The 12528-nt window shown below is 61.6% G+C and carries 12 protein-coding genes and 1 riboswitch; of the genes, 4 read left to right on the top strand and 8 right to left on the bottom strand.

Annotated features, from left to right (window positions below):
- Window positions 1-3: 3 nt before the first annotated feature.
- Window positions 4-1071, bottom strand: coding sequence for a putative urea ABC transporter substrate-binding protein (locus J3P81_RS06805; RefSeq protein ID WP_420766722.1), 1068 nt, complete (start codon window positions 1069-1071; stop codon window positions 4-6).
- A gap of 60 nt (window positions 1072-1131) precedes the next feature.
- A riboswitch (guanidine-I (ykkC/yxkD leader) is annotated at window positions 1132-1233 on the bottom strand.
- Between the two features lie 306 nt (window positions 1234-1539).
- On the opposite strand from J3P81_RS06805, the gene J3P81_RS06810 reads away from it, so the two are divergent.
- Complete coding sequence (locus tag J3P81_RS06810) at window positions 1540-1935, top strand: hypothetical protein (RefSeq protein ID WP_420766721.1); 396 nt, start codon at window positions 1540-1542, stop codon at window positions 1933-1935.
- A 118-nt stretch (window positions 1936-2053) separates the two neighbouring features.
- Here J3P81_RS06810 and J3P81_RS06815 read toward each other — a convergent pair whose 3' ends face one another.
- A complete protein-coding gene (locus tag J3P81_RS06815; protein WP_420766720.1) occupies window positions 2054-3166 on the bottom strand; it encodes an enoyl-CoA hydratase/isomerase family protein in 1113 nt (370 codons plus the stop codon).
- 130 nt (window positions 3167-3296) lie between these two features.
- Here J3P81_RS06815 and ung point away from each other — a divergent pair, with 130 nt between their 5' ends.
- The gene (gene ung, locus J3P81_RS06820; protein ID WP_434562806.1) at window positions 3297-3989 is read left to right on the top strand and encodes a uracil-DNA glycosylase; all 693 of its coding nucleotides are present in this window, start codon (window positions 3297-3299) and stop codon (window positions 3987-3989) included.
- Window positions 3990-4115: 126 nt separating this feature from the next.
- Here ung and J3P81_RS06825 read toward each other — a convergent pair whose 3' ends face one another.
- The 4 genes from J3P81_RS06825 to J3P81_RS06840 are packed head-to-tail and all read right to left on the bottom strand — an operon-like array spanning window position 4116 to window position 8176.
- Window positions 4116-5159 (bottom strand): AbrB family transcriptional regulator, encoded by a 1044-nt coding sequence (locus tag J3P81_RS06825; protein ID WP_434562808.1) that lies wholly within the window; start codon window positions 5157-5159, stop codon window positions 4116-4118.
- The gene (locus tag J3P81_RS06830; protein WP_420766717.1) at window positions 5152-6666 is read right to left on the bottom strand and encodes a tripartite tricarboxylate transporter permease; all 1515 of its coding nucleotides are present in this window, start codon (window positions 6664-6666) and stop codon (window positions 5152-5154) included. The genes J3P81_RS06825 and J3P81_RS06830 overlap by 8 nt, the downstream gene beginning before the upstream one ends.
- Before the next feature lies 1 nt (window position 6667).
- Complete coding sequence (locus J3P81_RS06835; RefSeq protein WP_434562810.1) at window positions 6668-7129, bottom strand: tripartite tricarboxylate transporter TctB family protein; 462 nt, start codon at window positions 7127-7129, stop codon at window positions 6668-6670.
- 54 nt (window positions 7130-7183) lie between these two features.
- On the bottom strand, window positions 7184-8176 hold the full coding sequence (locus J3P81_RS06840; protein WP_434562812.1) for a Bug family tripartite tricarboxylate transporter substrate binding protein: 993 nt from the start codon (window positions 8174-8176) through the stop codon (window positions 7184-7186).
- 420 nt (window positions 8177-8596) lie between these two features.
- Here J3P81_RS06840 and J3P81_RS06845 point away from each other — a divergent pair, with 420 nt between their 5' ends.
- Together J3P81_RS06845 and J3P81_RS06850 are read left to right on the top strand one after the other, a co-directional pair.
- Window positions 8597-9268: a response regulator gene (locus J3P81_RS06845; RefSeq protein WP_420766714.1), complete on the top strand. Its 672-nt coding sequence runs from the start codon at window positions 8597-8599 to the stop codon at window positions 9266-9268.
- On the top strand, window positions 9261-10646 hold the full coding sequence (locus tag J3P81_RS06850; RefSeq protein WP_420766713.1) for a sensor histidine kinase: 1386 nt from the start codon (window positions 9261-9263) through the stop codon (window positions 10644-10646). The genes J3P81_RS06845 and J3P81_RS06850 overlap by 8 nt, the downstream gene beginning before the upstream one ends.
- Before the next feature lie 58 nt (window positions 10647-10704).
- Here J3P81_RS06850 and J3P81_RS06855 read toward each other — a convergent pair whose 3' ends face one another.
- A complete protein-coding gene (locus J3P81_RS06855; RefSeq protein ID WP_434562814.1) occupies window positions 10705-11526 on the bottom strand; it encodes an HDOD domain-containing protein in 822 nt (273 codons plus the stop codon).
- Window positions 11527-11561: 35 nt separating this feature from the next.
- The gene (locus J3P81_RS06860) at window positions 11562-12503 is read right to left on the bottom strand and encodes a YgfZ/GcvT domain-containing protein (RefSeq protein WP_434562816.1); all 942 of its coding nucleotides are present in this window, start codon (window positions 12501-12503) and stop codon (window positions 11562-11564) included.
- Window positions 12504-12528: the final 25 nt, after the last annotated feature.

Consider the following 12528-nt stretch of genomic DNA (forward strand, 5'->3'; position numbering starts at 1 on the left):
GGTTTACAGCTTGGCGTCGGCGGCCAGCTGTACGTAGGTCGGATCAAAGCGCAGCTTCAGGTTGGCCTTGTCGCCGCGAGTCACGCCATTGGCGAACGCCATGCCGACCGCATCGGTGTCCTTGGCGCCTTCGCCCAGCAAGCCGTGCTGGAACGAAAACGCCGCCACCTTGCCCATGGTGGCGGGCAGTTGTTCGCTGGTGACGAAGGCCAGCGCTTCCGTGGGCGTGGCGAACAATTTGGTGGTGTCCAGTTGCGCCTGGAAACCTTTGAGGTCAGTGCCCGACGCTTTGGCCATGTGTTCCAGCGCAGCGTTGGCGGCAGCGTTCCTGGCGTTCATCAGCGCCACCACTTCAAACCAGGCGCCGGTCAAGGCCTTGCCCAGGGCTGGGTTGTCTTTCAGGGTCTGGGTGTTGACCACCATCATGTCCATGATCTCGCCGGGCACTTGGCTGGAGTTGAACACTTCGCTCACGCCCGGCTGGGCCTTGATGTCCGAAAGCATCGGGTTCCAAGTGGTGACGGCCTTGACCTGGTCGGTGTTGAAGGCGGCGGAGATATCGGCGTCGGAGGTGTTGACGACTTTCAGGTCTTTCTCGGCGAGGCCGACCGAATCCAGGGCACGGGCCAGCAGGTAATGGGACACCGACAGTTCCACCAGGTTGACGTCCATGCCTTTAAGATCGTCGACTTTCTTGCCTTCGCCCTTGAGGACGATGCCGTCGTTGCCGTTGGAGAAATCGCTGACGATCAGCGCGGTGCTGTCCACGCCGCCGGCGGCGGGAATGGTCAGGGCGTCCATGTTGGTCATGGTGCAGCCGTCGAACTGGCCGGCGGTGTACTGGTTGATGGATTCAACGTAATCGTTGAGCTGCACGACATCGATGGTAATGCCGTACTTTTTTGCCCACTTGTCGACGATGCCTTGGCTGCCCGCGTACTCCCAGGGCATCCAGCCGGCATAAATGGTCCAGCAGACGCTGAAGTGGTCTTTTTGCGCGGCGGCGGATGAGAAGCTCAGGAAGGCCGAGAAGACGGCGACGAGCAGGGCGGACAGACGAAGCTTGAACATGGTGGTTCTCCAGTTGATCAAGGGCGGACAGGAGCAACGCGGCACCGCGAACGGTGTCTTGTCTCCCGGGCTTTTGTCCCGCCGTGTAACCTCAACTGGAGGTCGCCAACTCTCGGACCAGCCACTCGCCAGAGGCGAGCCGGAACCCTAGTCAGCCATTGCAAATTGTGGTGCCGCGAACCTGTGATGACTCCTGCACGGGATTGGTAAAGCGAGAGCCGTGCCAATTCGGGCAGAGGCCCGGGCCAGAGGGGGTGGGTCTGAGGGAGGAATGATCGGGGGGCGGATTTGTGCTTGGTTGTGGTGCTGTCGCGCACCGGAAGAGGGCGACGAGGGACATGTTTCCAGTTGTTGCCAGGTCGCACCAGATTCCGATTTCGCTGTCAGATTAATCGTCAGTCACCCCAATAGATGACTGCCGCCCATCAGCGTCGCTGGTGCGGCCCATTCGCGGTCCAGGAGGCCGCCATGTATCGACGACTGCTCCTCATTGCGTTTCTTGGTCTGACTCTTTCGGCATGCGTGCCTTACTACGACGGAGGCTCGAGCTACTATCGTTCAGAGGTCTATACCTCACCAGCGCCGGCCTATTACAGCGGTGGGTATTACTCGGCCCCACGGGGCTATTACGCCCCACGGTACTACCAACCGGCGCCCCGTTATTACTCGGCCCCGCGCTACTACCAACATGGCCCGCGCTATTACTCGCCACCGCGAGCGGCGTACCGGCCTTATCCACACCGAGGCGGCTGGGATGGTCGCGATCGAGGCGGCTGGAACGATGACCGTCGTGGCCGGGGCGGGCGTGACCGCGGACATGACCATCGAGGACGTGGTCATGATGGGCGAGGCAACCATCGGTAAAGGACAGGCAGCAAAAAGCGGCGCATGAAGCGCCGCTTTTTTTGTGCCTGCGATAAATCCGGCGGGATGACCTCTGTGGGAGTGAGTTTTCTCCTGCGGGGATATGATTCTGGCTCGGTTATTCGTTGGACAAATCCGCCAACGGATGCCGACCCTCCCACACCTTGTGAAAATGCGCTTGCACCGCTGCTTCCGGTACATGATTGATGTCCGGCCAGTGCCAGTGGGGTTTGTGATCCTTGTCGATCAATCGCGCCCGCACGCCTTCGCTGAATTCCGGATGGCGACAGCAGTTCAGGCTCAAGGTGTACTCCATGCGGAACACACCGGCCAACGACAAATGCCGCGCCCGGCTTATCTGCTCCCAGACCAGGTGCGCCGTCAACGGCGAGCCCTCGGTCATGGTCTTGGCCGCGCGGGCGATCAGCGGATCAGGATGCTCCACCAGCAAGCTGAGGGCCTTCCAGGCGCAGCGGACGTCACTGACATCCAGCCATTCGTCGATTTTGTGCCGACGGGGCAACCACTGGGCTTCGGGCAACTGGGTCAGCGCTTCTTGCTGCAAGGCCTTGAGCAGACTGTTGAGTTGCATCTCGGTCTGTTCCTGCCAATTGAGTTGCAACAAGCCCTCGATCAGGTCGTCCTGCTGCTCATCGAGTAAAAAACGATCGGCCAGGCCCAGGTCGATGGCGTCGCGCGCGTTCATGTGGGCACCGGTCAGGCCGAGAAACAGGCCCAGCTTGCCCGGCAGGCGCGACAGGAACCAACTGGCGCCTACATCCGGGTACAACCCGATGCTGATTTCGGGCATCGCCAACCGACTGCTCGGCGTGACGATCCGCGTGCTCGCGCCTTGCAGCAATCCCATGCCGCCGCCGAGCACGTAGCCATGGCCCCAGCACAGCAATGGCTTGGGGTAGGTATGGAGATTGAAGTCCAAGCGATATTCGGCGGCGAAGAATTGCGCGGCCAGCGGCGGCACCTCGCCGGGGTGGGCGCGGCAAGCTTCTGCCAGGCTGCGGACCTCGCCACCGGCGCAAAACGCTTTGGCACCTTTGCCGCGCAGCAATACGCAGACTATCTGCGGGTCCCTGGCCCAGGTGTCGAGCCGATCACGCAGGGCGTTGATCATTGGCAGGGAGAGGGCGTTCAAGGATTTTTCGGCGTCCAGGGTGGCGATGCCCAGGCGCGCGCCATCGATGCCGGTGAGTTCTTCGAAGTGCAGATTCATCGTGACCTCGATCAGAAATTGAATGATCAGTATGACTGCTGTACGGGAAAGTGCCGGATCCGTGTCAGATCAATTGACAAGCCTTGTGGGCTTTCCTAGGGTGCGCCCATTGTTTTTACCGGGTACAACCATGACCGCTGACGACCGTATCAAGCTCGAACCCAGCTGGAAGCAGGCACTGCGTGCCGAGTTCGACCAGCCCTACATGGCAGAGTTGCGCGAATTCCTGCGCAGTGAATACGCCGCCGGCAAGGAGATCTACCCTCCGGCCCCGTTGATTTTCAACGCCCTCAATTCCACTCCGCTGGACAAGGTCAAGGTCGTGATCCTCGGCCAGGATCCCTACCACGGGCCGGGCCAGGCACATGGCTTGTGCTTCTCGGTGCAGTCGGGCGTGCCGACACCGCCATCGCTGGTGAATATCTACAAGGAATTGAAGCGCGACCTGAACATCGACATTCCCAACCACGGTTACCTGCAAAGTTGGGCCGAACAGGGCGTATTGCTGCTCAATACCACCCTGACCGTTGAACGCGCCAATGCCAACGCTCACGCCAAGAAAGGTTGGCAGCACTTTACCGACAGGGTCATCGAGGTGGTCAGCGAACACCAGTCGAACCTGGTGTTTCTGCTGTGGGGCGCCCATGCCCAGAGCAAACAGAAGCTGATCGATGCAACCAAGCATTTGGTCTTGACCTCGGTGCATCCGTCACCGCTGTCGGCCCATCGGGGCTTTATTGGTTGCGGGCATTTCAGCCGGGCCAACAAGTTTCTGGAGCAGCACGGCGAGAAGCCAATCGAGTGGCGGTTGCCGCCGGTTTGACGCGCTGGTCGAGCGGGCCCCATCGCGAGCAGGCTCGCTTCTACAAAGGTTTTGTGGTGGGACGCCAAATGGATACTCGCCGCAGACTCCCGTGGGAGCGAGCCTGCTCGCGATGAGGCAACTCGGTTACAAGCTTGAACCTGTCTTGCGCATCCAATACCTGAACAACGGCTCCGCCAGGAACAGCACGAACAGCAGCCGCATCACCTGCAACGCCGTGACCAACGGCACCGACAATTGCAACGTTTCCGCCGTCAGGCTCATCTCCGCGATGCCACCGGGCATCATGCCCAGGGTCAGCGAACGCAAATCCAGGTGAGTCAAGGTGCTCAGGCCCAGGGCCGCGAGCGTGGCGATCAGCATCGTCAATACCGTGCCAACCAATGTACGCCCCATGAACGACGGTGCCCGGCGGAAGAACTGCCGGTTGAAATGACAGCCCAGGCCGCTGCCGATCAGCCATTGGCCGATCTGGCTACCGCCGTCGGGCAGGCCGATGTGCAAATCCCAGCCGATGCTCACCGCCGCGCTGACCAACAGCGGACCGAACAGCCATGGGTTGGGCTGGCGAAGGCGCTCCCAGATCCAGGCGAGCAGTGCACCGGCCGGGAACAGGATCGCCAGCCACATCCAGTCCACCGTCGTGGCGTGTTGCAGTGGGGTGCCTTCGCCCAGCAGGTACTTGAAGGCGGCGGGAACGCACAGCACCACCACCAGCACGCGTAGGCTCTGGCCCGCGGCGACATGGCTGAGCATCGCGCCGTTGCGGGCGCCGAGGTTGACCATTTCGCCGGAACCGCCTGGCATGCTGGAAAAGAAAGCGGTGGCGCGGTCCTCGCCGGTGCGGCGCATCAGCCACACGCTCACCACGCTGGACACGCTGGTGATCAGCGCGCCGAAGAAAATCAGGCCGAAGTGGCTCAGGACTTGCTCCATCACCACTGGCGTAAAGTGCAGGCCGATACCGATGCCCACCACCCATTGGCCGCATTTGCGGCCGCCGGGGATTTCCATCAATTGCCATGGCGTGAGGCAGCGCACCAGGATGATCGCCAACAGCGAGCCGACCATCCAGGGCAAGGGCCAGCCGATCAGGCTGGCCAGATAACCGCCGGCCAGACCGACCAGCGGTGTTCCCCACCATTGTCTGAAAGTTGTCGTCTCAGGCATTGGCCAGGGCACGACGCTGGGCACTGCGGCGACGCCAGATGCGCAGCAGCGGCAGGAACAACATGATTGCGGTCAGGACCCAGCAACCGAAGGTGATCGGGCTCGACCAGAGGATTTCCAGCGCGCCGTTGGAGATCGACAACGCACGACGCAGGTTCTGCTCCATCAGGCCGCCAAGGATGAAGCCCAGCAGGACTGGCGACAGCGGGAACTCAAGCTTGCGCAGGATATAGCCGAAGATACCGATGCCGATCATCAGGAACAGGTCGAACGTGGTGGCGTGTACCGCATAGACACCGATCCCGGTGATGATTGCGATGACCGGCACCAGCGCCCAGTTCGGCACCGCCAGGATGCGCGTAAACACGCGGATCATAGGGATGTTGAGGATCACCAGCATGACGTTGGCGATGAACAACGAGGCGATCAGGCCCCAGACGATGTCCGGTTGCTGTTGGAACAGCAGCGGGCCGGGGGTGATGTTGTACAGCGACAGCGCGCCGATCATGACCGCCGTGGTGCCCGAGCCGGGAACGCCGAGGGTCAGCATAGGCACGAGGGCGCCGCAGGCTGCGCCACCGATGGCGGTTTCCGGCGCCGCGAGGCCACGCTTGTCGCCCTGGCCGAACGTACCGGTGGCACCGGCCATGCGTTTTTCAGTCATATAGGCTACGGCACTGGCCAGGGTCGCGCCGGCACCTGGCAATACGCCCATGATGAAACCGAGCACGCCACAGCGCATGTTCACCCAGAACACCGAGGCAGCTTCCTTGACGTTGAACATCATCCGCCCGGTGGCTTTCACAGCTTCCTGGCCGCGATGGGTTTTTTCCAGCAGCAACAGAATCTCGCTGATGGAGAACAGGCCCAGCACCAGCACGACGAACTGGATGCCATCGGTCAAGTGAATGTTGTCACCGGTGAAGCGGTAGACGCCGCTGTTGGCGTCGATGCCGACGCACGACAGGAACAGACCGATCAGCGCGGCGATGAACGTCTTGAGCGGTCGATCACCGGCCATGCCGCCCAGGCAGACGATGGCGAACACCATCAGTACGAAATATTCCGCCGGTCCGAAGGCAATTGCCCATTTGGCCAGCAAGGGAGCAAACAGCACCATGCCGCAGGTGGCGATGAGCGCGCCGAGGAACGAACTCCACGCCGACAATGACAAAGCGACCCCGGCCAGGCCTTGGCGAGCCATTGGATAGCCGTCCAGCGTGGTCATTACAGTGGACGCTTCGCCCGGGATGTTGAGCAGAATCGAGCTGATACGCCCGCCGTATTCGCAGCCCAGGTAAACGGCCGCCAACAGGATCAACGCCGACTCCGGCGGCAGGCCCAGGGCGAAGGCGATCGGGATCAGCAGCGCCACGCCGTTGATCGGGCCCAGGCCCGGCAGCAGCCCTACGACGGTGCCGATCAAGGTGCCGCTCAACGCGGTGACGAGGTTGTAGGGAGTCAATGCAACGCCAAAACCCTGGCCGAGATAATTCAGGGTATCCATATCAATTCTCCAGGACGTCGAGCAGGCCCAGGGGCAGCGGCACGTCCATCAGCTTGTCGAACAACAGATAAAGACCAATGGCCATCAGGCTGATGATCACTACGCTCGGTACCCAGCGGCCGCCGTACAGGCGCGCCATCGGCACGCCAGTGACAATGCTGGCGAGGATGAAGCCCAGGGGTTCGAACGTTCCGGCGAAGACCAACAGCAGCAAAACGCAGATGCCGATTTTCTGCAGGGTTTCACGGTCCAGTTGCGGGTCGTCTTCGCTGTGCACGACGGGGGTAGGACGAAACAGCATGTACAGCAGCGCCAGCCCCATCAGCCCGATTATCAGCAGGGGAAAGGCGCGCGGGCCGACCGGTTCATAGGAAAAGGCGGCCTGATAAGGCCAGGCCATCAGCGCCAGGCCGATACAGGCCAGCAGCAGCACCGCGGCAACAATACGTTGGATGACGAGCATGACTAACTCCTGGGCGGCGCCGGTTGTGCCGACGCCGCCGCGAGACAGGGGCGATTACTGGATCAGGCCGAACTCTTTGGCCAGCATCTTGTAGTCGGCCACTTGCTTCTTCACGTAGGTGTCCAGCTCCGGACCGGTCATGGCGAACGGGAACAGTTCGCGCTGGTCACGCAGCTTGGCGAACTCTTCGGAGGCCAGCAGTTTGTCGAAGGCGTTTTTCCACCAGGCGTATTCCTCATCGGTGACCTTCGGGCCCAGGTAGAAGCCACGTACCACCGGCCAGCGGATGTCGTAGCCTTGTTCCACGGCGGTCGGGATGTCTTTCATTTCCGGCTCTTCCAGGCGCTTATCGGAGAATACGGCCAGCAGACGCATGTCGCCGCTCAGGATGTGTGGCATGGAGTCGGAGATGTCCGTACTGCCCACCTGGATATGACCGCCGAGCAGAGCGGTAGCGATTTCGCCGCCGCCTTCAAGGGCCACGTAGCGCAGTTTGCGCGGGTCGATACCGGCGGCCTTGGCAATCAAAGCGGTCTGCATCCAGTCCTGGCTACCGACGGTGCCGCCAGAGCCGATCACCACCGAGCCAGGATCTTTCTTCAGAGCCTGTACCAGATCGTCGAGATTCTTGTAGGGCGAATCGCTTTTCACCGCGATGGCGCCATAGCTGGTGCCGACGGCAGCGAGCCAGCGCACATTGGTTTCATCGAAACGGCCGAACTTGCCTTGCGCCAGGTTCAGCAACGAGCCGCTGGACCAGGCCACCAGCGTGCCGGCGTCTGCCGGGCGCTGCGCAACCACTGCGTTGTAGGCCACCGCGCCGACACCGCCGGGCATGTAGGTGACGCGCATCGGCTTGGTCAGCAGCTTTTCATTGACCAGTGCGCTTTGCGCCAATTTGCAGGTCAGGTCGAAACCACCGCCGGGTGCGGCGGGGGCGATGCACTCAGGGCGCTTCGGCTCTTTGGACGAATCAGCGGCGAGCGTTTGCCCGGCGAGCATCAGGCATCCGACGGCAAGGGCTACTTTACGCAGTGCTAGGTTCATTTTTGTCTCCACAGGAGTTGTTGTTTTGTGTTTCAAATCAGGCTTCGCAGAACATGTACGGTGCAGACCCCTGAACGCGTGTCAAAGACGCAGCAGTTCGGTCTGCGCAGAGGCACAGGCAAGGGTAGTCTGGTTGGGGCAGCAAAGGCGGGTGGGCATTGAAGCCTGGAGCTGTATGGACAGCATGGTGAATACTCCGCTTATTGTTTTTATTCGGCGAAAACGCTTCGTGGCGTTTTTCGTTCGCGAGGTGTGTCGCGACCGGCAGTCGAAACTGTCCGTGGAGCGACTCTAACGACCCAACCTTTCGCTAACCTTTCAAAAGCTTTCAGGATGATTTTTGGCTTCACAGTGGCGGATGCGGCTGTAAACTCCGCGCCAAAGAATGGCGCCGGCCATCCCTGAATCGAGGAAAAACCCATGCGTGTTCTGCTCGTCGAAGACCATCTGCAGCTGGCCGAAAGTGTCGCCCAGGCGCTCAAGAGCACGGGTTTGACAGTGGACGTGCTGCACGATGGGGTGGCCGCTGACCTGGCCCTGAGCAGCGAGGAATACGCCGTGGCGATTCTAGATGTGGGGCTGCCGCGCATGGACGGTTTCGAAGTGCTGGCGCGCTTGCGGGCGCGGGGCAAGACCTTGCCGGTGCTGATGTTGACCGCGCGCAGCGACGTCAAGGACCGCGTCCACGGCCTGAACCTCGGCGCCGATGATTACCTGGCCAAGCCATTCGAACTGACCGAGCTGGAAGCCCGGGTCAAGGCGTTGCTGCGCCGTAGCGTACTCGGGGGCGAGCGCCAGCAGCGCTGCGGTGGGTTGGTCTACGACCTGGACACCCGCCGCTTTACGCTTGATGAGGAATTGATGACCTTGACCTCCCGCGAGCAGGCGGTCCTGGAGGCGTTGATAGCTCGACCGGGGCGGGTGATGAGCAAGGAACAACTGGCCGCCCAGGTGTTTGGCCTGGACGAAGAGGCCAGCCCCGACGCCATCGAGATCTACGTTCATCGGCTGCGTAAGAAACTCGATGGCCATGCGGTGGCGATCGTGACGTTCCGGGGCCTGGGCTATTTGTTGGAAACCCGTGATGCATAAGCCCGACAGCCTGCGCTGGCGGCTCCTTCGCAACCTTGCATCGCTGCTGGTGGTGCTGATGCTCGCCAGTGGGCTGAGTGCCTATTGGAATGGTCGCGAAGCGGCCGATACTGCCTATGACCGGACGTTGCTGGCTTCGGCCCGGACCATTGCCGCCGGGCTTTCCCAGCGAGACGGCACCCTGAGTGCGGACGTGCCGTACGTGGCCTTGGACACCTTCGCCTATGACAGCGCCGGGCGTATCTACTATCAGGTCAACGATATCCACCAGAAGCTGATCTCCGGGTACGAAAATCTTCCTGGCCCGCCGCCGGGTACGCCGCGCACGGACGATTACCCCGCGCTGGCGCGCTTCTATAACGCCTCTTATCAGGGCCAGAATGTGCGCGTCGTAAGCCTGCTCAAGGCCGTGAGCGAGCCGGAGATGAACGGCATGGCGGAAATCCGCGTGGCGGAAACCGAAGAGGCGCGGGTCAGCATGGCGCGCAGCTTGATGGCCGATACCTTGCTGCGGTTGGGCATGCTGGCGGTGGGTGCGCTGCTTTTGGTGTGGTTCGCGGTCAGTGCCGCGCTGCGTCCCCTGGAACGCTTGCGCACGGCGGTGGAAGAGCGGCAGCCAGACGATCTGCGACCGCTGCCGCTGGTGGAAGTCCAACATGAGTTATGGCCGCTGGTACGGGCACTCAATCACTTCACCGAGCGCCTGCGTGGCCAATTCGAGCGTCAGGCGCAATTCATTGCCGACGCCGCCCATGAGCTGCGAACGCCATTGGCCGCCCTCAAGGCTCGCCTGGAGCTGGGCCTGCGCGCCAGCGAACCGGCCACGTGGCGCCAAACCCTGGAGACCGCCGCCCAGGGCACCGACCGCTTGACCCACCTGGCCAACCAGTTGCTGTCATTGGCCCGGGTGGAAAATGGCGCCCGGGCGATTGCCGAGGGCGGCGCGCAATTGCTCGACCTGAGCCAGCTCGCCCGTGAGCTGGGCATGGCCATGGCACCTTTGGCCCATGCCCGTGGGGTCGCGTTGGCGCTGGAGGCAGATGAGCCCGTCTGGTTGCGGGGCGAACCGACGTTGCTGAACGAACTGTTGAGCAACCTGGTGGACAACGCCCTGGCCCACACCCCCTCGGGTGGCAACGTCATCCTGCGGGTGATCGCGCCGGCGATCCTGGAAGTCGAGGACGACGGCCCCGGCATTCCTGAGACTGAGCGCGAGCGAGTATTCGAGCGCTTCTATCGACGCAACCAGCAAGTGGCCGGTTCTGGCTTGGGATTGGCGATCGTCGGGGAAATCTGTCGCGCGCATCTGGCCCAGATCACCCTGCATGACGGGCAGGAGAGTGGGCTGAAGGTGCGGGTGAGTTTTATCCCCGGCTAAGCCAGGCAATGCAAAACCCGTGGAAAGGGAGCAAAGTCCCTCGCCACAACGGGCTTTGTCAGTAAAACATCGACCGCGCTTCTTCCAGATCCGCGCAGCGGTCGTGGTTGTCCAGGTCAATGCCCAGCTTCTTGATCGCGGGGACGCCAAATACGTCGATCCTGCTCAGCGGATGATCGGAGTCCTTGTAGCAGTACAGTGCAGCGACTTGCACCAGGTCGACGTAATCGAGTTGTTCCGAATCCCGGGTGAAATCCAGATACAACCCCGGCAACTTCATCAATCGTTCCGGAAACTCCCAGACGCTGAGCAGCTTGTCCCCCAACACGGGATGAATCGTCTCGATGACGTGGTTGAGGCTGATTGGATCCGACAGCAATTCGTTGTTGTCTTCGGCGTACGTCAGGATCGGCAGCACGCCGATCTGATGGACCAATCCGCCCAGCGCGGCCTGGTCAGGCTTGAGGTGGGTATAGCTGCGACATAGCGCATAACTGACACCGGCGATCTCCAGGCTCTTGCGCCACACCTCACGCATCTTCTGTTCCACAACATCGGAGCGGGCATGGAATATCTGCTCCATGACCAGGCCAATCGCCAGGTTACTGCTGTAGTTGACGCCCAGCCGAGTGATGGCCGTGTGCAAGTCCGTCACTTCCTGCGTGGCGCGTAGCAGCGGGCTGTTGACCACTTTTATCAGGCGCGCCGAGAGTGCCGTGTCACGACCGATCACTTTGCTCAGGTTACTGACACTGATCTCCGGATCTTCCGCGGCCCGGCGAATCTGCATGGCCACTTCCGGTAGTGTGGGCAGGACCAGGTCGTCCTTATCGATGGCCGCCACCAAATCCCGCTGGACCTTATCCGCCAAATCGCTCATTTCGGTTCTCTAGGTGTTGCGACAAAATGTTGCGATCAACGCTGGATTTCGCGGTCGCGGTCCAGTTCGTAAGGCAAGTCCAGCAATTGTAGCGCGGGTCCTTCCAAAGCACCGAGGTGCAAATTGCCATCCTCGGCGGCTTCGGCCTGCAACACTCCCAGCAGTTCAATATTCTGCTCGGCCCGGGCAGCAATGACGACCTCGCCGATCGAGCTGCCATGCGTAGGGGAAAACAGCGGGGTGCCAGGCTCCGGCAACTCGGCGGCGTCCAGTTGCAGGCGATACAGGCGGCGCTTGAGCTTGCCGAGGTACTGCATGCGCGCGACGATTTCCTGGCCGGTATAGCAGCCTTTCTTGAAGCTGACACCGCCAACGGCCTGCAGGTTGAGCATCTGAGGAATGAACAGTTCGCGTGTGGCCGCCATGACTTGGCCGATTCCCGCACGAACCTGGCCCAGCAGCCAGCGGTTCAAGTCGCCTTCGCCCAGTCGCGAGCCCAGGCGAGCGCGCAGCGTATCGGCCTGTTCGGCGCGGACCCAGAGTTCGGCGCGGCCCGGGGATACGCGGATGGCGATCAAGGATTCATGGCGTGCCATGCTATCGGTGTCGGCCGGCAGCTCCAGGCCCAGTTCGCTGAGGGCCGCGTCAGCGTTTTCCAGTCCGAAGCGAACCCAGGCCGGGCTTTCATCGGTGAGTTTGGATTTGGAAAACACCGCGTATTTTTTCAGGTCCGCCAGTTGCGGTTCGAGTAACTCGCTGGCCATCGCCATGAGTACGCCGTCGCCCTCGAGCAGGATCCGGAAGCTTGATTGCATCCGGCCTTTCTGTGTGCAGCGGGCGCCGAGGCTGGCCCGGCTGTCGCTCAGGTAATTGAGATTGCAGGTCAATTGGCCTTGCAGGAATTTACCGGCATCCACGCCGCGGACCGCGAGAATGCTTTCGTGGGACAGGGTGCAGAAAAAAGCGGAATCAGCCATGGGTCATCGCAGGGTAAAAAAGTCT

The sequence above is a fragment of the Pseudomonas sp. R1-6 genome, from assembly GCF_051132115.1.
GTDB lineage: Bacteria > Pseudomonadota > Gammaproteobacteria > Pseudomonadales > Pseudomonadaceae > Aquipseudomonas.

Bases quoted from the DNA above. Each gene is read 5' to 3' on its own strand.
- J3P81_RS06805 (WP_420766722.1), bottom strand. From the start codon at position 1,071: ATGTTCAAGCTTCGTCTGTCCGCCCTGCTCGTCGCCGTCTTCTCGGCC.
- J3P81_RS06810 (WP_420766721.1), top strand. From the start codon at position 1,540: ATGTATCGACGACTGCTCCTCATTGCGTTTCTTGGTCTGACTCTTTCG.
- J3P81_RS06815 (WP_420766720.1), bottom strand. From the start codon at position 3,166: ATGAATCTGCACTTCGAAGAACTCACCGGCATCGATGGCGCGCGCCTG.
- ung (WP_434562806.1), top strand. From the start codon at position 3,297: ATGACCGCTGACGACCGTATCAAGCTCGAACCCAGCTGGAAGCAGGCA.
- J3P81_RS06825 (WP_434562808.1), bottom strand. From the start codon at position 5,159: ATGCCTGAGACGACAACTTTCAGACAATGGTGGGGAACACCGCTGGTC.
- J3P81_RS06830 (WP_420766717.1), bottom strand. From the start codon at position 6,666: ATGGATACCCTGAATTATCTCGGCCAGGGTTTTGGCGTTGCATTGACT.
- J3P81_RS06835 (WP_434562810.1), bottom strand. From the start codon at position 7,129: ATGCTCGTCATCCAACGTATTGTTGCCGCGGTGCTGCTGCTGGCCTGT.
- J3P81_RS06840 (WP_434562812.1), bottom strand. From the start codon at position 8,176: ATGAACCTAGCACTGCGTAAAGTAGCCCTTGCCGTCGGATGCCTGATG.
- J3P81_RS06845 (WP_420766714.1), top strand. From the start codon at position 8,597: ATGCGTGTTCTGCTCGTCGAAGACCATCTGCAGCTGGCCGAAAGTGTC.
- J3P81_RS06850 (WP_420766713.1), top strand. From the start codon at position 9,261: ATGCATAAGCCCGACAGCCTGCGCTGGCGGCTCCTTCGCAACCTTGCA.
- J3P81_RS06855 (WP_434562814.1), bottom strand. From the start codon at position 11,526: ATGAGCGATTTGGCGGATAAGGTCCAGCGGGATTTGGTGGCGGCCATC.
- J3P81_RS06860 (WP_434562816.1), bottom strand. From the start codon at position 12,503: ATGGCTGATTCCGCTTTTTTCTGCACCCTGTCCCACGAAAGCATTCTC.